General features: G+C 69.0%; 25 protein-coding genes. 21 read left to right on the forward strand and 4 right to left on the reverse strand.

Going from position 1 to position 18,995, the window contains the following annotated elements; translation table 11 throughout:
• The first annotated feature begins 4 nt into the window (after positions 1–4).
• Positions 5–2,290, forward strand: a complete 2,286-nt coding sequence (locus AC5P1B_RS08075) for a serine/threonine-protein kinase (protein ID WP_493885887.1) — start codon at positions 5–7, stop codon at positions 2,288–2,290.
• Positions 2,291–2,305: 15 nt separating this feature from the next.
• Here AC5P1B_RS08075 and AC5P1B_RS08080 read toward each other — a convergent pair whose 3' ends face one another.
• The 4 genes from AC5P1B_RS08080 to AC5P1B_RS08095 all read right to left on the reverse strand — a co-directional run bounded on the left by AC5P1B_RS08080 (position 2,306) and on the right by AC5P1B_RS08095 (position 6,905).
• Entirely contained in the window at positions 2,306–3,790 is a 1,485-nt protein-coding gene (locus tag AC5P1B_RS08080) for a hypothetical protein (protein ID WP_493885888.1), read from the reverse strand.
• Positions 3,791–4,193: 403 nt separating this feature from the next.
• Positions 4,194–4,328 carry a DLW-39 family protein gene (locus tag AC5P1B_RS08085; RefSeq protein ID WP_003958712.1) on the reverse strand — a complete coding sequence of 45 codons (135 nt, stop codon included), beginning with the start codon at positions 4,326–4,328 and terminating at the stop codon, positions 4,194–4,196.
• 342 nt (positions 4,329–4,670) lie between these two features.
• Positions 4,671–5,858 carry a tyrosine-type recombinase/integrase gene (locus AC5P1B_RS08090; protein ID WP_493885889.1) on the reverse strand — a complete coding sequence of 396 codons (1,188 nt, stop codon included), beginning with the start codon at positions 5,856–5,858 and terminating at the stop codon, positions 4,671–4,673.
• A gap of 615 nt (positions 5,859–6,473) precedes the next feature.
• Positions 6,474–6,905 (reverse strand): helix-turn-helix domain-containing protein, encoded by a 432-nt coding sequence (locus AC5P1B_RS08095; protein WP_493885890.1) that lies wholly within the window; start codon positions 6,903–6,905, stop codon positions 6,474–6,476.
• Positions 6,906–7,136: 231 nt separating this feature from the next.
• Between AC5P1B_RS08095 and AC5P1B_RS08100 the strand changes: the two genes are divergently transcribed.
• The 20 genes from AC5P1B_RS08100 to AC5P1B_RS08195 all read left to right on the forward strand — a co-directional run bounded on the left by AC5P1B_RS08100 (position 7,137) and on the right by AC5P1B_RS08195 (position 18,966).
• Positions 7,137–7,640: a helix-turn-helix transcriptional regulator gene (locus AC5P1B_RS08100; RefSeq protein WP_493885891.1), complete on the forward strand. Its 504-nt coding sequence runs from the start codon at positions 7,137–7,139 to the stop codon at positions 7,638–7,640.
• A gap of 80 nt (positions 7,641–7,720) precedes the next feature.
• Positions 7,721–8,308 carry a sigma-70 family RNA polymerase sigma factor gene (locus AC5P1B_RS08105; protein ID WP_493885892.1) on the forward strand — a complete coding sequence of 196 codons (588 nt, stop codon included), beginning with the start codon at positions 7,721–7,723 and terminating at the stop codon, positions 8,306–8,308.
• The gene (locus tag AC5P1B_RS08110; protein WP_493885893.1) at positions 8,305–8,967 is read left to right on the forward strand and encodes a BN159_2729 family protein; all 663 of its coding nucleotides are present in this window, start codon (positions 8,305–8,307) and stop codon (positions 8,965–8,967) included. The genes AC5P1B_RS08105 and AC5P1B_RS08110 overlap by 4 nt, the downstream gene beginning before the upstream one ends.
• The gene (locus AC5P1B_RS08115) at positions 8,967–9,227 is read left to right on the forward strand and encodes a hypothetical protein (protein ID WP_493885894.1); all 261 of its coding nucleotides are present in this window, start codon (positions 8,967–8,969) and stop codon (positions 9,225–9,227) included. Before AC5P1B_RS08110 ends, AC5P1B_RS08115 begins: the two co-directional genes overlap by 1 nt.
• Positions 9,220–10,059 carry a hypothetical protein gene (locus tag AC5P1B_RS08120; protein WP_493885895.1) on the forward strand — a complete coding sequence of 280 codons (840 nt, stop codon included), beginning with the start codon at positions 9,220–9,222 and terminating at the stop codon, positions 10,057–10,059. Before AC5P1B_RS08115 ends, AC5P1B_RS08120 begins: the two co-directional genes overlap by 8 nt.
• Positions 10,056–11,444, forward strand: a complete 1,389-nt coding sequence (locus AC5P1B_RS08125; protein ID WP_493885896.1) for an AAA family ATPase — start codon at positions 10,056–10,058, stop codon at positions 11,442–11,444. Before AC5P1B_RS08120 ends, AC5P1B_RS08125 begins: the two co-directional genes overlap by 4 nt.
• 80 nt (positions 11,445–11,524) lie before the next feature.
• Complete coding sequence (locus tag AC5P1B_RS08130) at positions 11,525–13,000, forward strand: UvrD-helicase domain-containing protein (RefSeq protein WP_493885897.1); 1,476 nt, start codon at positions 11,525–11,527, stop codon at positions 12,998–13,000.
• Entirely contained in the window at positions 13,000–13,317 is a 318-nt protein-coding gene (locus AC5P1B_RS08135; protein ID WP_493885898.1) for a WhiB family transcriptional regulator, read from the forward strand. The genes AC5P1B_RS08130 and AC5P1B_RS08135 overlap by 1 nt, the downstream gene beginning before the upstream one ends.
• A gap of 325 nt (positions 13,318–13,642) precedes the next feature.
• Positions 13,643–13,894, forward strand: a complete 252-nt coding sequence (locus AC5P1B_RS08140) for an Acb2/Tad1 domain-containing protein (protein WP_493885899.1) — start codon at positions 13,643–13,645, stop codon at positions 13,892–13,894.
• An 80-nt stretch (positions 13,895–13,974) separates the two neighbouring features.
• Positions 13,975–14,865, forward strand: a complete 891-nt coding sequence (locus AC5P1B_RS08145; protein ID WP_493885900.1) for a hypothetical protein — start codon at positions 13,975–13,977, stop codon at positions 14,863–14,865.
• On the forward strand, positions 14,862–15,530 hold the full coding sequence (locus AC5P1B_RS08150) for a zinc finger domain-containing protein (protein ID WP_493885901.1): 669 nt from the start codon (positions 14,862–14,864) through the stop codon (positions 15,528–15,530). The genes AC5P1B_RS08145 and AC5P1B_RS08150 overlap by 4 nt, the downstream gene beginning before the upstream one ends.
• Positions 15,531–15,562: 32 nt before the next feature.
• Complete coding sequence (locus AC5P1B_RS08155) at positions 15,563–15,838, forward strand: zinc finger domain-containing protein (RefSeq protein WP_493885902.1); 276 nt, start codon at positions 15,563–15,565, stop codon at positions 15,836–15,838.
• Complete coding sequence (locus AC5P1B_RS08160; RefSeq protein WP_493885903.1) at positions 15,835–16,143, forward strand: hypothetical protein; 309 nt, start codon at positions 15,835–15,837, stop codon at positions 16,141–16,143. Before AC5P1B_RS08155 ends, AC5P1B_RS08160 begins: the two co-directional genes overlap by 4 nt.
• A 21-nt stretch (positions 16,144–16,164) precedes the next feature.
• Positions 16,165–16,698 carry a single-stranded DNA-binding protein gene (locus AC5P1B_RS08165; RefSeq protein ID WP_493885904.1) on the forward strand — a complete coding sequence of 178 codons (534 nt, stop codon included), beginning with the start codon at positions 16,165–16,167 and terminating at the stop codon, positions 16,696–16,698.
• An 85-nt stretch (positions 16,699–16,783) separates the two neighbouring features.
• A complete protein-coding gene (locus tag AC5P1B_RS08170; protein ID WP_493885905.1) occupies positions 16,784–16,990 on the forward strand; it encodes a hypothetical protein in 207 nt (68 codons plus the stop codon).
• Positions 16,991–17,134: 144 nt separating this feature from the next.
• Positions 17,135–17,857, forward strand: coding sequence for a hypothetical protein (locus tag AC5P1B_RS08175; RefSeq protein WP_493885906.1), 723 nt, complete (start codon positions 17,135–17,137; stop codon positions 17,855–17,857).
• Positions 17,854–18,030 (forward strand): DUF6011 domain-containing protein, encoded by a 177-nt coding sequence (locus AC5P1B_RS08180; RefSeq protein ID WP_493885907.1) that lies wholly within the window; start codon positions 17,854–17,856, stop codon positions 18,028–18,030. Before AC5P1B_RS08175 ends, AC5P1B_RS08180 begins: the two co-directional genes overlap by 4 nt.
• The gene (locus AC5P1B_RS08185; protein WP_493885908.1) at positions 18,030–18,332 is read left to right on the forward strand and encodes a hypothetical protein; all 303 of its coding nucleotides are present in this window, start codon (positions 18,030–18,032) and stop codon (positions 18,330–18,332) included. Before AC5P1B_RS08180 ends, AC5P1B_RS08185 begins: the two co-directional genes overlap by 1 nt.
• On the forward strand, positions 18,332–18,766 hold the full coding sequence (locus tag AC5P1B_RS08190) for a DUF4326 domain-containing protein (protein ID WP_493885909.1): 435 nt from the start codon (positions 18,332–18,334) through the stop codon (positions 18,764–18,766). The genes AC5P1B_RS08185 and AC5P1B_RS08190 overlap by 1 nt, the downstream gene beginning before the upstream one ends.
• A complete protein-coding gene (locus AC5P1B_RS08195; RefSeq protein ID WP_493885910.1) occupies positions 18,766–18,966 on the forward strand; it encodes a hypothetical protein in 201 nt (66 codons plus the stop codon). The genes AC5P1B_RS08190 and AC5P1B_RS08195 overlap by 1 nt, the downstream gene beginning before the upstream one ends.
• The last annotated feature ends 29 nt before the right edge of the window (positions 18,967–18,995 follow it).

An 18,995-nucleotide genomic window follows, 5' to 3' on the forward strand; every position in this document is an offset into this window, starting at 1 on the left:
CGCGATGGGAGAGATCTTCGCTGGTCGGTACGAACTGGTCGATCCGATCGGCCGTGGCGGGGTAGGCGCCGTTTGGCGCGCCTGGGACCACCGCAGACGGCGCTACGTAGCTGCCAAGGTGCTCCAACAGAGCGACGCCCACACGTTGTTGAGGTTCGTCCGCGAACAGGCACTGCGGATCGACCATCCGCATGTGCTCGCCCCGGCGAGCTGGGCGGCCGACGACGACAAGGTCCTGTTCACCATGGACTTGGTGCGCGGCGGCTCGCTCGCGCATCTCATCGGGGACTACGGCCCGCTGCCGCCCGCCTTCGTGTGCACGCTGCTCGACCAGTTGCTCGCGGGCCTGGCCGCCGTCCACGCGGAAGATGTCGTGCACCGCGATATCAAGCCCGCCAATGTCCTGCTTGAGGCGACCGGCACCGGCCGCCCGCATTTGCGGCTCTCGGATTTCGGCATCGCCATGACGAAGGGCGAACCGCGGCTCACCGATACCAACTTCGTTGTGGGAACACCCGGTTATTTCGCACCCGAGCAGATGCTCGGTTCGGAGCCCGACTTCCCGGCGGATCTTTTCGCCGTCGGACTGGTCGCGCTGTATCTGCTCAGCGGTCGCAAACCGGACGCGGAAGCCCTCGTCAAGCTGTTTACGGAACACGGTGTGCCAAATGCCCCCGAGGGTGTTCCGGAACCGCTGTGGCAGGTGGTCGCGAATCTTCTCCAGCCCGATCCGCAAGCCCGGTTCCGTACGGCGACGGGAGCCCGCAAGGCGCTGCTGGCCGCCGCCGAGCTGCTTCCCGAGCCCGATGTCGACGACGAGGTGGTCGAGGTCTTCGACCACCTCGGCCCGCTCCCCGCGGGCTTCGGCGCCAAGGGCCCCGCGGGCCCACGCCGCCCCGCGCGCCCGCCCCACTCCACAGAACCCTTCGCGACACCGGACGCGTACGTCCCCTCAGGCCCTTACGCCTCGTCCGACGTGCACGCCCCGCCAGACACCTCTGCCCCGCCGGACGCATACGCATCGTCGGACGCGTACGCCGCCTCCGGCACGGCGGAGCAGACGGACGCCCCGGGCAGCTACCCGACCGGCTCGCACCCGGCTCGCCCGGGAGGCAATCCGTACGCGACCGGCTCGTATCCGGCGGATTCCTACGCGACGGGCCCCTATACCGCCGGTCCGTACCCGGCAGGCCCGTACCCGTCGGGTCCCTACCCGACCGGTCCCTACGCGACGGGCTCGCAGCCCACGGACCCGCACACCTCGACCAGCTCCTGGTACGGGCTGCCGCAGGGCTCCTGGCAGGAGACACCCACCCCGGCTCCCGGTGCGGATACGAGTACGGGCGGGCATACGGGTGCGGATGCGGGTACGGGCGGGCATACGGGTGCGAGTGCGGGTGCGAGCTCATCGCAAGGCCCTATCGCCTCCGCCTCCACAGCCTCTTCGGGCCTGTCATCTCCTTCGGCACCCTCAGCCCCGTCGGCCACTCCGGAGGAGCCCGACTCGCCAGAACCGGCTACCGGAACCGGCGACGAGCCCGCCATGTCCCGGACCGACAGCTTCCCGCTCGCCCCGCCCCAGCAGCAACAGCAACAGCAACAGCAACAGCAACCATCAGCACTCCAGCCGTCCGCCGAGCCGACGCCGCCTACCGCGTCCCTGCCCGGCCAGCCGGCACCCGGGTCCGGGCCATCAGAGGCGACGGCAGCGCGTACGGACAGCGGCACAGCAGGTGACACGGGAGGCGGCGCACTCTCCACACCCGCGCCCCCGGCTCCCGCCGGCGCGGCGCGCCAACCGGCCGCGCGGCAGGGCCAGTACAGCTACCAGAACGCGCCACACACCCCCCACCCGGGCAGCCCCAGCGGCCTGGGCGGCACCGGCAACCCGTACGACGCCTACTACCCCCAGACGTCGCACACGCCGCAGACGCCGCACACTCCCCACACCCGCCCCTACACGCTGCCGCAGCCCTTCCTCCAGCCACCGCCTCCGTACGTACCGGAGCCGCGGAAGCCACAGAGCTCACAGAGTTCGCAGAGTCCGCAGAGTCCGCAGGCCATGCCGTACGGTCCGGGCGCGCCCGTGGCGCACTCGACAGCCGCCGTTCAGGTGGCTCAGGCCGCCACAGGCTCCTCGGTGGTCACAGGAGCCGCAGAAGCGTCAGGAGCGGCAGCTCGGCAGACGGCGTACGGGCGCCCGGGCCCTTCCCGCCGTGTCACGTTCGCGATCCTCGTGGCAGCGGCGCTCTGCTTCGCCGTCGGCACCTGGGCTCTGCTCGCGAGCTGACCTCGCGGGGAGCCGCTAGCCCCGTAGTCCGGTGTCCGGCCCCGCGTTGGCCCGGCGGCGGGCGATGAGCTTCCACGCGCCCAGTCCGGCCAGCAGCGCCGCGCCAAGGCCGAAACCGGTGTACGCGACGGCACGCAGGGTGTCGCTCTCCCCGACGTCCGAGGTGCTCTGTCCGCGCGCCGCCGCCCGCTGGTCGTCCGCGTCGACGCCGAAGCCCGCCTCGGCCGCGTCCCCGTCGTACCGGGGTCCCTCGCGTGGCTCGCCCTTGACGTGGACGCGCACCGTCACCGGGACACCGTCCTTGAAGTAACGCTCGGTCTCCGGGCTGAGGGTGACGGCCAGGTAGTACCAGCCCGCGACGCTCATGCCGCGGACCGCCATGGACGGGCCTTCGTTCCGGTTGTCGTAGGCGATGGGCGCGCTGCCCAGCTTGGAGGCCGTGCGTTCGCCGTCGTAAGCGATGAAGTTGTTGGTCGCGACTTCCGCGCGTCCGGGGTTGTAGACGCTCACGCCGAGGGCGTTGCGCAGGTAGCCGCTACTGCCCGTCGGCTTGCCCGTCGACCGCTTGGGAGTGGGGACTTCGACGCTGGTGAGGAGCTGCTGCCCCCAGTCCACGGGCACCTTGAAGAAGGTGGTCTCGCCGGGCCGTACGGTGTCCTTCCAGACGCCGGGGGACAGCGGCTTGGCGTCGTTGAATCCGGTGCCGCCCGCCCGGGGTCGGGCCGCCCCAGAAGGCGGGATGGGCGCTCCCGTGCTCCAACTCCCCTCCGGGAGCTGCCGGGTCGAGCCGCCCTTGGCCGCCGGCTCCCGCATGAAGCGGAGTTCGGTCGTCCAGCGCTCCGCGCGGGCCGTCGCCGTGTTCGGCCGCTCCACCTTGACCAGGTGGCGGCCCGTCTCCCCGCAGCGCGCCGCCGTGGCGGACGTCGGCTGCCAAGTGACGGCGGCGCCGAACGGGTACGCGGTGTCGTCCGCGTGGGACTCGGCTGTGGACGCGTCGCACAGCCCGCCGTCCTCCCGGGTCAGCGTCACCTTGATCTTGTCTTTGTACTCCTCGATCCCTGAGCCGGGGGGAGGTATCGCGACCGCTGAGACGTAGGCGGTCGAGGTCGCGTCGAGGTCGACCGCGTAGTAGCGCGTCTCGCCCGCGCCGATGCTGTCCACGCGGGGGCCACTGGGCGGGAGCTGCGCGGCCCTGTCGCCCGTCGCGCCTCCGGTGATCCGGGCGCCCACGGTGCGGTACGTACGTTTCTCGGCCTGCCGCGCCTGGGCCGCGCCCGGGTATCCGGCGTCTTCGGCGTCACCGGCGCCACCGGCGTCTTCGGCCAGAAGGCTCGCGGCGTGGAGCCTGGGGGCCGAGGACTGATGGGGTGGACTCCCCACGGGGTGCGGGCCGGTGGTGGCCGCCCGCGCCGTCGCCGCCTGCCCGGGTATCGCGCCGCTCACCGCACAGAGAGCCGCCACCGCGGCGAGGCCCGTCCTGACCTTGCTGCGGTCGTTCATCGGGCGCCGCCCCTCGTCGTCACAGATCCCCGGCCTCATTTTTGCTCACGCACGCTATGCGTTTGCTGGAGCGAACTCAAGAGGCGAAAGCGCTATGGTCCGGCGTGCCTCTCCCAGCAGGACTTTCCTCCGCGCAATCGCGACCCCAGCCGTCGCTTCCGCTACCAGCCGCGGCCAGCCAGCCGCCGAGCCGTCCAGCCGTCCAGCCGTCCAGCCGTCCAGCCGTCCAGCCGCCGAACGACCGGCTACCGGCCCGCCGCGCAGCCGTCGTGCGGCCCCGGCCCGGCACCCAGGCACCGGCCGCTGGGCACCGGCCGCCAGGGCCGTCTGTCACCCGGATGGCCCAAAAACTACGGGGCTCCGACCGCCTGAGCGGTCGAAGCCCCGTGGAGGACTGTGGGACTCACACACCCGAACCTGCGGGCACGGAGTCGGTCGCCTCCGTCCACAGATCCTGCTCGGCGCGATCCGCCTGGATCTGGCGGTACACGAGGAGCCCGCCGATAGCGGCCAGTGCGACCAGGAGAAGCTTCTTCACCGCGCGACCTCGTCTTTCCTTGACGTAGGGGACCTTCTGGCGCCCGATGATACACACCAACCGATACCGATCAGTGACCTAGCCCCCGCCTCAACTCACTGGGCGGACAAATGAATCGGCCCGGATGGAGTCATCTCCATCCGGGCCGGATCGCATCGGTGGGGCTAACAGGACTTGAACCTGTGGCCTCTTCCTTATCAGGGAGCGCTCGTTCCTTTACATTCGCGCTGGTCGACGTATTGCGCTGTCAAACGGCATATACGCCCATCTACATCTACAGGCATACGTAGAACCCTACCCCGCTTACTCCGAGTCCGGATTTTTTCCGGACTCCAGCCGGACTCACGCCACCAGCTTCAAGCGCCGCCGCCCCGGCTTCCCGTCCTCAAGCGCGGCAAGCACCTGGCCCGGATAGTCCGCAGCCGCGTGCGTGTACAGCCACGTCACCTCACCCGCTCTCTCATGCCCAAGGATCTCCTGGGCGATCACCTCGGGCACTCCGCGGTCATGGAGCCGCGAGGCGAAGGTATGCCGAATGTCGTGGAAGTCCGGCCACCACTTGATCCGCTTCTCGACTACCTTCTTGGTGCGCCCAGTCTCCTTGTTCGTCTTATGGGTAGCGACTCGCTTCACGGTCTTCCGGGCGACCCCTGCGGCCTCGATGGCAGCGACCCACAGACGCCGGAAGGCGCTGCGCCGAAGCGGCGCCCGGTAGGGCTTGCCTGTGGTCCGGCTCTTGCGGTTCCGGCCGTGGAACACCAGCTCCTCCGTACACAGACCCTCCTCGGGGTCTGAGTGCTTGGTGCTGGGCTGCTCCTCCGCCAAGAGGTCGCGCAGCACACGCCACGCCAGCCCGGTGAGCGGCACAGTGCGCAGGCCCGCGTCTGACTTTGGGTAGACCTTCCGCCGGATCTTGCCGCGCACCTCGGTCAGGACTTCGCGCACCTGGATGCGCCGGTTCTTCAGATCGACCCAGCATGCCCGCAGGCCCGCCAGCTCTCCCCAGCGGAGCCCCGTCTCCTGCGCGACGATCTGCAGGGCGTGCATGTACTTCGGCAGACAGGCCCGCACGCGCCAGAGCATGGCGTAGGTCGGTGGCCGGCGGTCTTCTGGGTGCTTCTTCTTGATCGTCGGCAGCTTGACCCCGTCGGCTGGGTTGAACGTCAGCCGCTTGTCGAGCCTGGCCGCGTTGAGCATGCGGTCAAGGATCTGGAAGACCTTGGTGACCGAGGCCGCGGCGAGCGGTCCGCCCTTCTCGTCGTGCAGACCGTTGACCCAGGTCTGAATCTCCAGCCACCCGAGCTCGTACAGCCGCCAGCTGCCGAAGGTCGGTCTGATGTGGTTGTTCCACAGGCCCCAGTCGCGCACCAGAGTGGCCGACCATTCGTCGGGGCACGGGTGGTCGGGATCATCGCCGGTCTGCGTCGGCCACCACAGTTCGTGCCAGGCGCAGAGAGTGACGTCAGACCGTCGCGGGTCGAGCCATGTCCGGTCGCGCAGTTGAGTCCGCGTTCGCTCGAGGAAAGCCAAAGCTTCGGTGTCTGTCGGCCAGTTCTTCGACCGTTCATCGCCCCCGGGGACTGGGTAGCGGGCCTGCCACGACCCGCTGCATTCTGTCTGTGGCTCGCGATTGCCTGGGTATTTTTCCAGGCAAAGTTTGCATCCGCATGCTTTGGACCGAATTTGGCGAGGGTTGTTTGTCGACTTACGCCCCACGAAATACCTGCCTGTGAGTGAGAATGGCGGCGCTGCGAGGCAGGGAGTACGCGGCGAACAGGTCGTGCGGGAGACGAAGCGGTTCACCGCAGTAGCAGAGAGCCCCGAGCGTGGGAGCCGCCCCCAGGTCGCTGAGGATGAGCCGCACTTCGTTCAGTACGTCGGCAGGGTCGACGCCCTGACGGTAAAGGATTTGCACATCGTCTGGGCGCCAGACAGCGGTTTCGACAAGTTCGTCGACCGCGACGATTTCAACGCACACAGATGCCCCCCTTGGACATGCGCGACTAAAGCGAATTGCCGCTACGGGAGGACAGCGGTAGCGGTGAGGCTACCTCTGCGTGGAGAAGTTGTGGAAGACTCTGTTGACTTTAGTTTTACCTTCATCCAAGCCGAAGGAAATGCCGATAGGACAGGCAACCCTAAGCATTACTGCGGAACGCGGGAGGCCCGCGTCATTGTCTCGACGAATTGCAGAGTGGCACGCTGGCCGTCCACGGGCAGACTGCGATACAGCCGCAGCAGCCTGGCTTCCCGCTCCTGGTCGACCGGCCCGGGTATGGCACGTCCGCTGGCTTCGAACACCTCCCTCACGGTGACCTTTGCGCCGAGACGCTTCAGGCCGTTCGCGACGGCCCGGAGCTTTTCAGGGTCGATCCCACCGCCGCCGCCGCGCCGCCCCTTCACCCAAGCGTTGAGCGTGGGGTACCGGACACCGGCCGCAGCCGCCAGGTCTTTCTGCGTCGCGCCGATCTCAGTGAGGGCGCGTTTGATCAGCGCTGATAGGTCCTCGGAATCCCGAGAGGGCTCGGCGGGAGCCTCGGCGGGTTGGTCAGGCTCGCCCGAGTACTGGGTGGTCACGCCTCACAGCATCTGGCATGCCATCTACATACGCAAGTAGATCGGGCCGCTGTGACGCGTACTAGACGGCACACGGAGGCGTCTACAGCCACCCCCGCGTACCCCCCTCAAGCGTCCAAGGAACCCTGTGCGGCACGCTTGACCGAATCTACATCTACATGCACACTGTAGATAGTGAAGGTCGGCACGACCAGCACAGCGTGAAATCAGCCAAAGGTCAGAGGAATTCCCATGCGACGACTGCGCAAAGGAGCCCCCGTCCGAGAGGCCATGAAGGCCGCTGGCCTCAGCGTGGCCGCCCTCGCCGCTGAGACCCGACGCGTAGACCCCGCCGGGCGCGGACTCTCGCCAGCGATGATCGGATTCATCTCCGGGGCGGGAGAGAGCGCCCGCGAGGAGTGCAGCGAGCACGCCGCCACCCTGGTTGCGGCCGCACTGGCCGCCCCACGGTCGGAGCTCTTCGAGGACACCGACGAAGGCGATTCCATGCCTTCAGAATCTACATCTACATGCATAGAGCACACCAAGGCCGAGAGTGAGGTTGCGGACCCGCTCATGACCCAGAAAGAGCTCTGCCGCTACCTGCGGAAGTCCTCGAGCTGGATCGACAAGCAGATCCAGCACGACGAGGAGTTCCCCGTCGAATACGCCGGGCGAAACCGCCGATTCAACCGCGATGCAGTGCTGCAGCACCTGCGCGAGCTGCGTAGGCAGCGGACACAGCAACCCGCCTAACACGACGCGGGGCCGCCCCAACGCCAAGTCCGGGCGGCCCCACCGAACCAACCCCAACAACCAGTTAAGGAGGGCGGTCCGTGATCTCACAGACTAGCCCCAAGATCAGGCTCCCCGAAGAGATGCGTGCGGAGCAGCATCTGGTCGACCTCGCCCGCCAGGGCGACCGCGACGCATTCGGTGTCCTCTACGACGAGCATCAGCCGACCGTGTTCCGGTTCATCGTCGCCCGTGTCCGTAACCATGCACTCGCCGAAGACCTGACGAGTGAGACCTTCCTGCGGGCCCTGCGCCGGATCGACACGTTCACCTGGCAGGGCAGGAGCATCGGCGCCTGGTTCCAGACCATCGCCCGGAACCTCATCACGGACCACTACAAGTCCGCCCGGGTCCGTGCGGAGATCACTACCGGGGTTCTGCTTCCCACGGACCTTCTCGAGAACAGCGCCGAGGACACCGTGCTCGCCGCGATCGGCAACGCACGCGTCCGCGCCGCCTTGGCGTCGCTCTCCGCCGACCACAAGACCGTGCTCGTGCTCCAGATGTGGGGCGGCCTGACCAACCCGCAGATCGCCCACCGCATGGGGCGGCAGACAACAGGCGCAGTCAAGCAGCTCCGCTTCCGCGCCCTGGCCGTGCTCCGCTCGCAGATGGGAGCGACGGCATGACCACGAACCCGAAGATCCCGCACACCAACTCGCCTGCTGAGGCCCAGACGTCACCACCGCAGACGGTGCCGCAAGGCGGGAGGGTACTACGCCGCGCGACCGCGCCCGTCGAGCCGGACGACACAGCCATGGACTGGGACGCCCGTTGCGCGCAGGCCCGGTCAGTCCGTACCAAAGTGACCGCCGCCGTAGGGGCACGGCCCGGTGTCCTGGCAACCCAGGCCAACCTCGATCAACTGATCGTCGCGATCAAAGCCAACGAGCTCGCGGACTGGCACTGGTGGCTTCGCATGATCGGTACGCCGACGCCCCAGGACACACGGCAGATGGGCTTCGCGCAGGTGGCGTACGGCTCGATCGACGGAGTCCGGACCCGCCTGGTGGCGCATGAGGTACCCCGCCTGCTCGCCGCCGCCTTCGAGGCCGCCACGACGCCCTACTTCCTGTGGGGGCACGTCTACGACCTGGCGCTGCCGCTCCGCGATAAGAGCGGCACCACGTGGATGTACTCCGGCGAAGTGGCCGGACGGCAGCCGCTGATGGTGGTGGTGGGCCGTACGGAGCGCTGCACTCTGGAGTCCGTGGTCGTCCACTGCGGCGTGCTGCAAGCCGTTGCGTTGCCTCGCGAGCCGAGCGGCGCCGAGGGCGGTGGCGTCTGATGGCTGGCCCCAGGATCACCTCACAGCAGTGGAACCGCGGGATGACGGGGACCCCCGCCGCGCCGGTTCAGCGTCCCAGCCGCTGCATCACGGATGGGTGCGGTGAGCTCGCCACCGGCAAGAAGCCGCGCGGCGCGCACCGTGTACAGGTCCGCGACTCGTCAGAGCCCGCCCGGGACTACTGCTCGAAGTTCTGTGCCCTCTACGGCACGGCCCTGGCCGAGCTCCGCTCCCCGGCAGGGGGTGGCCAGCGTGACTGACGAGACCTATCCGGGCGAGCTGGCGGCACTGCGCCGCGCGCTTGAACGCCTTCGTGGGATCGCTGCGCACGGCACGCTTGACGACGTCCGCCGCGTACTCGATCAGCACGCCACCGAGCAGCCCACCGGGAACAGCACCGACCCCGCGTACATGGTCCAGTTGCGGCGCGCGATCGAGCTCAACGGGCGCATCGACTGGACGACCACGAAGGCGTTGAAGCGGACTTGCGGGTCCGACGTACCCCGCATCCGCAGCGAGGTCCGGGAGGCTCTCGAGCAGCTGGCCGAGCAGCGCTTTGTGATCCGGCACGAGGACGCCGGTCGCCGCTGGTACCGCCTGAACAAGACGTTGGTCGGCTGCTCGCACTGCATCCACGGTGAGCTCGAGCGATGGGCCGTCCGGCGCGGCTGGGTGAAGGACTCCACCGGCGCGTGGCTGTGCCCCGAGCACCGGGGCGCGCTCGCGCCCAGCGGGGCATCCGAGACAGATGAGTCGGCGGCCGCACGCGTTGCCGCGCTCATCGAGCACCAACCGGATCTGCGGTCGGTCCAGATCGAGGGCCCGGACCGGCTGAGCGTGGTGGTCGCTCCGCAGAGCCTCGACTGCTGGCGCTGGTGGCTCGCGCGATTCAAAGTGCCCGTCCACACGATCACGCAGCGCGGTGAGGCGGTGACCGCCAAGGGCTCGTACGGCAGCGTCGAAGTGCTGATCTGCGGTCAGGGCGCCAGCGCTTTTCAGGCAGATGCCCAGGCGGTGACCGAACGCCGCGAGCGCCCCGCTCTCGACATCCCCAGTCCGCGCAACGCAAGCACCCCCAAGGACGACCGATGAACACATTCATCTTCGAGGACGCCACCCGCGAGCAGGCCAAGGCCCGCGTCGGGCTCCAGGGACCGGCCGGGTCCGGCAAGACCAAGACCGCACTCCGCCTCGCCGAGGGACTGGCGAACGGTGGCCTGATCGGCGTCGCCGACACCGAGCGCGGCTCCGCGCTCAAGTACGCCCCGGTGCCCAGCCGACCCGACCTCGGCGGCCACGCCTTCAAGCACCTGCCCATGAACACCCACGACCCACGCCACCTCATCCAGGTCGTCGCCGCCGCCGAGGCCGCCGATATCGCCGTCCTCATCGTCGACAGCTGGAGCCACTTCTGGAACGGCAAGGGCGGTCTCCTCGAGATCGTCGACGAGGCCGGATCTGCGAAGGGCTCCGGCGGGACCTTCGGCGGCTGGAAGACCGGCAACCCCATCGAGCAGCAGATGCTCGACGCCCTCCTGAACTTCCGCGGCCACCTCATCGTCACGATGCGCACCAAGGGCGACTACGTGATCGAGGGCAAGAAGGTCACGAAGGTGGGCGTCAAGGCCGTCCAGCGGGAGGGCGCCGAGTACGAGCTGGACGTGGTGATGGACATGGTCGAGGGAACGGCCACCGTCACGAAGACGCGGTACCAGCCCCTGGAGGGGCTGGTCATCCACCACCCTGGCCCGGATGTGGCCGAGCTGATCCTGGAGCAGCTGGGTCAGGGGATCGATCCGGTGGCCGCGCTGGTCGATCAACTGGCAACGCCCGTCGAGTCACTGACTCTCGACGTGATCGGCCGTGTGCAGGGTGATGCGGCACGGCGGCGGCTGCTCGAGGTGGGACTGATGCACCCGGAAACCGGGGAGCCGACCACTCTGGGTGCCTACCTGCACCAGCGCCTGGGCGATGTTGTCGACCGGCTGCTGAGCGACACGGAGCTGACCTATCAGGGCGCGCGTGACCTGCATGCCAGGGGCATGGCAGAGCGGTGGCTGGACATCCCGCACGTGTCCACGGTGACCGGTGAGGTCACCACTCTTGGCGCGCTGATCGCGGAGCGCGGCGCTGCACTCAATCCGGGACGTCGGGCCCCCAACGGCGACGCGCCGCCCCCGCAGAAGGCCAGCGGGCAGCCCGCTCCGGCGTCGGCCTCGGAAGGGGCCAGCGCACCACAGATGCGGAAGATCTTCGCTTGCCTCCGGGACCTGGAATTTCCCGACCAGGACCGCGAGGAGCGGCTGCGGGCCGTCAGCATCATCCTCCGCCGCGATGTCCCGACCATGAACGATCTCAGCTTCGGCGAAGCCGGTGAAGTGATCGAACTTCTTGACGAGTACGCGAAGAGCGCCACGGGCCAAGACGACTTCCGGGCCTGGCTGGACGCCAAGGACACGGCACCGGCCGCCTCTTGATCCACCACTGACTGCGGGGCCCGGGCGGAACTCCCCCATGCCGCCCGGTCCCCGCACCCCACCGCGAGAGGAGGACCCCAGTGGTGGACCCAACACCCGAGCAGACCGAGGCCATCGCAACCTACGGCGACGGGCTCGACATGGTCATCCAGGCCGGAGCCGGATGCGGCAAGTCGGCCACCCTCAAGATGATCGCCCAGGCTGACTCGCGCCGCCGGATGACGTACGTCGCCTACAACAAGGCCATCGCCGCTGATGCGGCACGCAGCTTCCCGCCCAGCGTCGTCTGCAAGACCGGCCACAGCCTGGCCTTCGACCCGCGCCACCTGCCGCGCCTCAACCGGCCCCGGCAGACCGCGCACGACGCCGCCCAGGCCCTCAACATCAAGAAGATCGTCGGCATCGTCGGCGCCACTCCGGCGATCCCCACAGACATCGGGCCGCCGAAGGCCATGACCAACCGCATCATCATGCGCGTCGCGCTCGACACCGTGACTCGCTGGTGCCACTCCGCTGACCCCGAGATTCGCGCCAAGCATGTCCCGCAGTACGACGGGCTCACGGAGAAGGAGCCGCGCAACGCACTGCTCGCCTTGGTGCTCCCCGCCGCCCTGGCTGCCTGGGCCGACCTCACCGGCGAGGCCGGCGTCCTGAAGATGGCGCACGATCACTACCTCAAGATGTGGGCCCTCACCGAGCCGACGATCCCCAGCGACGTCGTGCTGCTCGACGAGGCCCAGGACACAAACGATGTCCTGTCGGCCGTGTTGCTCGCCCAGGAGCACGCGCAGCGCATCGCGGTCGGCGACAGCTCGCAGGCCATCTACGGCTGGCGCGGTGCGAACGACGCCCTGAAGAAGTTCACGACCGCGCTCGCCGCGCCGGAGCTCACACTGTCGCAGAGCTTCCGGTTCGGCCCGGCTATCGCCGACCGGGCCAATCTGTGGCTCGGCAAGATCAGTGCGCCGCTGCGGCTCACGGGCTTCGACCAGTGCAGTTCCACCGTCGGCCCGGTCGCCGACCCAGACGCAGTCCTGTGCCGCACCAACGCCGGAGCCATGGGCACCGTCATGGCCGCGCTCGAGGCAGGGCGGAAGGTCGCCCTGGTCGGAGGAGGCGGCGATATCCAGCGCCTCGCCTGGGCCGCCGACGCACTCCAGGCCGGACGCCCGACCGACCACCCCGAGCTGATGGCGTTCAGCAGCTGGCAGGCAGTTCGCGACTACGCGGAGGAAGAGGACCAGTCGCTGAGCGTCCTGGTGAAGTTGGTCGATGACCACGGCACTGCCGGTATCCAGCAGGCCGTGAGTCGCCTGGCGACTGAGGACAACGCCGACTTGATCGTGTCGACTGCTCACCGGTCCAAGGGGCGTGAGTGGCCGACGGTGCGCATTCACGGAGATTTCAAGGCGCCCCGGCCGGACCCGAAGACGGGCTTGACCATCCTCCGCCGCGAGGAGGGCCGGTTGGCGTACGTAGCCGTGACGCGGGCCCGCCAGCGCCTCGACGACACCGCCCTGTCTTGGGCCGATGACGTCACGGCGGTGAGCGACTGATGAGCACAGATGCGTTGCTCCAGACCACGCCCAGGAGGTTCCTGATGCACCACTGGTCTGAGCTCGCCGCATGCGCAGGCATGGACACCGAGATCTTTTTCTCGAAGGCCGACGGCCTCCAGCGCGACGCCAAGGCCACGTGCCTCAGATGCCCCGTTCAGATCGAGTGTCTGGAAGAGGCGATGGCGACCGAGGGACGTAGCGGCAGAGAGTCCCGGTTCGGCATCCGAGGCGGTCTTACGCCCAGCGAGCGGCACCGCAAGTACACGCGTGTTCGGGACACACAAGCCGCCACGGCGCGGGAGCTGGATCGATGACGACGCCGCCACCCGAGTGCGGGCACTGGAGCGGCGCGGACCAGCAGCTTTGTTGCTCCGTCGAGGCCGTACGCCGGTACGTCACAGGGTGGCGGTGCCCTCTGCACACCCCGGCCGCAACCGGCCATCGGCCTGAGCCACCGCCGGGCCCGGGTTGGCCGTCCACCGCCTGGTCGACGCCCTCTCCCCAGGGCGCGTCCGCGCTGGTCGATGACCGCGCGGTCACCTCCGGCAAGCGCCGGTCGTCTGCTCACACCTACCGCGCCGCCCAGGCCGCGGTAGCCACTTTCCGGAAGACCAGCACCTGACTCGAGAGGACAGCCAGATGGCCATCACCCCGACCGAGATCGCTTTGCGCTTCGAACCGCCCAAGACGGACCTGGAGCGCGTGGAGATGAAGGCCCGTATATGCGCCGTCGCCGGTGAACTGGCGTCGCTTATTCACCAGTTGGTGCCCGGCTCCCGAGAGCAGTCTGAAGCGATCACGGCCGTCGAGCACGCGGTGCAGTGGTCTCACAGCGGGCTTGACCGGCGGTATGTGCCCCAGCGCGGGCGCGGGAGCGCCGACCGGCTCTGAGCGGCCCCTGGGGCGGGACGGGCATACCTCCCGCCCCAGGGCGCACCACACCGATTCAACCCTGACCGGAACGAGGCCACGTGGGCATGCGCCTGTTCGTCGAGGTGCTGGACTACGCACCGGAGACGCTGACTCACCGCGAGAAGCTGGTGCTCGCGGTGCTGGCGGATGATGCCCGGGACTCGACTCGGGTCACGTGGAGCAGCGTTGAGTCGGCGAAGATCTTGCGGCGCGGGAAGGTCAGTCGTGCCCAGGTCTACGAGGTGATCAAGGCTCTGGTGCGCAAGGGGTGTCTGTCTAAGGTGGCCGCCGGGCAGAGGAACAGCTCGGCCAAGTACAAGATTGCCGAGCTTCAGTGTCCGCAACTTCCGGACACTGACGACGACTCCCAGCGTCCTGAATTCCCGGACACTGACCACGGTTCTCAGTGTCCGGGAACTGCGGACACTGACACCGATCAGTGTCCGGGAATTCCTGACACTGACGCCAATTCTCAGTGTCAGGAAAACCCGGACACTGAGGAGTCTCAGTGTCCGGAAACACCGGACGTCAGTGTCCGGGAATCCCGGACACCTACTCTCTCCCTCTCTCAACAAGACCTCTCTCGTGACACCTCCGACGCCACACCGGACCCGCCCGTCACCGCACAGACGATCGTCGGCGAATGGCTCGACCGCGTCACCAAGCGCCCACCCGAGTCCGTCATCGGCCAAATCGCCAAACAGGTACGCGTCCTCATCGGCGAAGGCATCGCCCCGGACGACATCCGCCGAGGCATCGCCCACTGGATGACCAAGGGCCTCCACCCCGCCACGCTCCCCAGCGTCGTGAACCAGGTCATGAACGCCACACCCGGCCGCACCCCCGGAGCCCCGGCCCAGTACGGCCAGCAGCCCGACGGCGCCGGTGACATCTTCGACCGCGCCATGGCACGCGCCACCGCCCGAACACAGCAACTGGAGGAGCAGTGACCCCCCAGGAAGCCATCATGATCGCCAAGTACGTCGCGGCACTGTGCCCGCAGCAGCGCTTCAACGAGTTCACCCCCGACGCCTGGGGCGACGTCCTCGCCCCCTACGACCCCGACGAAGCCCGCGCCGCCGCCATCACCGTGGCCGCCCGCCAACCGTTCATCTCCCCCGCCGAGCTGATCACCGAGATCCGCAACCGCCGGGCACAGCGCATCGCCGACGCCAACGTGGTCTACGACGGCAACCCGCACGAAACCGGCGCCGAATCCGCCCAATCCGTCCGCGCCCTCATCCGTGCTGTCGCCGACGGACACACCGGCCCCAGAGCGATCGGCCCCCGCCTCCGCGCCATCGAGGCCGCCGAACCCCCGCCCACCGGCAGCCGCGTCCGCGCCCTCCTCAACACCGTCGGCCAACACGTCCCCCGAGTCCGCAACGGCATCGTCAACGTGATGGCTGTCGCCTGCCGCCGCTGCTCAGCCGCCCCCGGCCGCAGCTGCACCACCAACGGCCGCCGCCGCTCCGACGTCCACCCCTCCCGACTCGAAGACGCCCGCCGCGCCGCCGCTGGCCTCCCCCCGATCGACCCCGACGAGGACCGCCGCGACATCGAGCGCCGCCTCCAAGCCTCCCGTCGCGCCACGAACTCAGAGGACTCCGTCTGATGCCCCAATCCCGTGTCCTGCGATTCGCCCAGATGGCAATCCGCTGTACCTGGTGTCACGCAGCCCCCGGCGAGTTGTGCACCAACGCCCGCGGCTCCCGGCACCGGCGCGCCGACACCCACAGCACCCGCCGCAACGCCTGGGTCATCCAGAACGCCACCTGCCCCGTCGCGACCTGCCAGGCCGCCCCCGGCACCCCCTGCAGGTCAGCCACCACCGGTCTGCAGCTCGCTACCGGGGTCCACAGCGAGCGCGACGCCGCCGCCCAGCGCGCGGCCGCCACCGCGAGCAGGGAGCCACCGACATGATCCGCGCTGGACTCGCCACCTGCCGGTCATGCGGCGAGCTCATCCGCTGGACCAAGACCGACGCCGGTAAGCGCTTGGCCGTCGACCCCGTGTCCGATCCCGGCGGCAACACAGCGATCTGGCGCGACGCGTCCGGTGACTGGCGCTCCCGTCGGCCCACCACCGAGCTGCCCCTGGCCGGTTGGGAGCGCCTGCACAAGCCGCACATCGCCACCTGCACCGCCGCAGTCCGCCAGGAGCAACTGACCCTTCCCGTCGGCGTCACCCGACTCGACGACCACCGCCGCCGTAAGCACGGCCACTGACCAGCAAGGAGCACCCGCCACATGGCCGGAGAAACCGTCATCACCGTGATCGGCAACCTCGTCGCAGACCCAGAACTCCGCTTCACCCAAGGCGGCGACGCCGTTGCCAACTTCCGCATCGCCAGCACACCCCGCACCTTCGACCGCCAGACCAACGAATGGAAGGACGGCGACAGCCTGTTCCTCACCTGCACGGCCTGGCGGCAGCTCGGCGAGAACGTGACCGAGTCCCTGCAGCGCGGCAACCGCGTCATCGTCCAAGGCCGCCTCAAGCAGGAGTCGTACGAGGACCGCGAAGGCGTCAAGCGCACGGTCTTCAAACTCGACGTCGATGAGATCGGCCCCTCACTGCGGAACGCCAGCACGGTGATCACGAAGAACAGCAGCCAGAACGGGACCGGCGGTGGCCAGGGCGGACGTACCCAGGGGCAGCGTCCCCAGCAGGCCCAGCAGCGCTCAGCAGCCGCACAGGACGACCCGTGGGCAACCGCCACCCCTGCTCGCCCCGGTGCCAGCCACCAAGGCGGCGGCTTCAGCGACGAACCCCCGTTCTAGCCATCCACCGCGCCCCAACCCCACGAACAGCCGGGCCCCGACGACTCCCGGGGCCCGGCACCCATCCCAAGGACGGACGCACCCCATGCAAGAACTGTCCACCTACCGCCAACTCGCCGAAGACACCCTGGACAAGGCCACCGCCGAGATCAACCGACTGAACCGCGGCGACCTCCCCACCGCCGTCGCCCAATGCCACGCCGCCACCGGCCAAGCCATGACCGGCCTTGCCCTCGTTCAAGCAGTACTGGCCCTCGACGCCACCCTCAACAAGCTGCTCGACAACCGATGACCGAGGCCCAGCCCCTCGCGGCCGCCGCCATCGAGTGGCCCGCCGACACCTGAACGTGACGACGGGGCGCCCCCATCCGGCAAAAGATCCGGGGCGCCCCACCAGGTGCGATCACCATAGCCCCAACATCCCCCGGAGCCCCCGATGATCGACCCCACGCACACCCACCTCCAGGCCGTGATCACCAACTGGTCCCACCTCCAGGACATGCTCGAGACGCCGACTACCGTCACCTGGCCGCCGCCCGCCAGCGTCACGGGCTACCTGCGCAAACTCGAAGAAACCGAGCTCGCCACCGCGCACGCGGACCGCCTCCAGCGCCTGGAGCCCGGCGCCCTCGACGCCCCCGGCAACCGCCCCCTCCCGATCAACGTAACCGCCCACGACACCATGCAGCTGGTCGAAAGCCTCCTCCTCGAGCTCGCCGACCAGACCGCCGAACGCATCCAACGGCCGGCCATCCAGGCCACCGTCCGCCAGGGCTGGCACGACGACATCCACCTCCAGGCCGTCATCCTCGCCGCCCGCGATGCCGCCAACCCCGCACGCTGGCGCTACACCGGCACCCGCTCAGCCCCCATGGCCGCCCTCTGGCTCCAACACCGCCTGACCGACCCCGGCCCCAACGAACCGTTCCGCCCCCTCAACAGCCAGCAGCAGAAACGCATCGCGGCCACAGCGCGCGAGTGCGCCGACCGCGTCACGACCACACTCGGCCTGGCCCGGCAAACCATCCGGACCGGAAAGACCTGCCCACCGCCGTGCGGGGGCCCACTCGACATCCTCGGCGGTGACGGCCAGCCGCCCTCTGCCGCTTGCCGCACCTGCGGCCGCACCTGGCAACACATCAGCGAATGCGCTGCGTGACCGCCCGCTGCCGCGCATGCAGGCGACCACTGCGCGCCCCCGACAGCATCGCCAGCGGCTACGGACCCACCTGCCGACGGATACGCCGAGCCCTGCTGTGGCCCACCCACCACCGCGGCCGCCAGGTGAGCACCGTGCCCGACATCGCCACCTACCAGACCCAGGAGACCTGATGCCCACTCGCACCCGCACCTTCACCGTTGCCGAGCTCGAAGAGATCGGTGTACCCCACGACCTTCCTGCAGCCGCCGAGGTCGCCGACGAGCAGGTGTCGACCGGCCGTTGGTTTGAGACCCGTCGCAGCCTCTTTCGCCACGACGGTCGCGTGTGGGCTGTGCAGTACCAGCAGGGCCTCACTGAGATGCAGGAGGCGGGCCCGTTCGAGCACTACCGCGAGGGGGTGCCCGCCACGGCGATGGAGGAGCGCGAGGTGACCGTCACCCGCTGGATGCCCGTCGAGGAGGAGACCGTCTGATGCCGTCCCGTATCCAACGCCGCCGCACCAAAGACTGGCGCGCCCCCGCCGGAGCCGTCTACGTCGGCCGCCCCACCCGCTGGGGCAACCCCTACCGCCTCGGCCAGACGCAGATCCGTGTCCCCGCTATCGACGGGTCCGAGTGGGAGCACGAAGGCCGCCTCGGCAAGGCGAGCGGCGCCCGGCACGCCTACGTCCACCCCGGTGGCACCGTGACCCACCACCTCGTGCAGGACGCGACGGCAGAGCAGGTCATCGACCTATACAGCCGCTGGCTCGACCGGCGCCCCGAGCTCGCCGACGCGGCCCGCCTGGAGCTCGCCGGCCGGGATCTCACCTGCTGGTGCCCCCTGCCGGTTCACCCCGGCGAGCCCGACCACTGCCACGCCGCCGTGCTCCTCACCCTCGCCAACCCGACCCAGGAGACCCGCTGATGTACGACGAGACCGAGGACCAGGCAGACGCGGACAGCGTCGTCTTCCAACTCATCGGCGAGATCGCTAGCCGCCTCCGCGACGCCACCGACGCGGACGAGTACCACGCGGTCGGGCTGATTCACGATCTCGCCACCGGGGTGACGACGGTCACCGAGGCCCGCGCCGAGCTGGACGAGCTGACTTTCCGCCACGTCTGACCGCCTGCTGACCGGCCATCACCGGCGGC

The organism is Streptomyces sp. A01, from assembly GCF_059026195.1.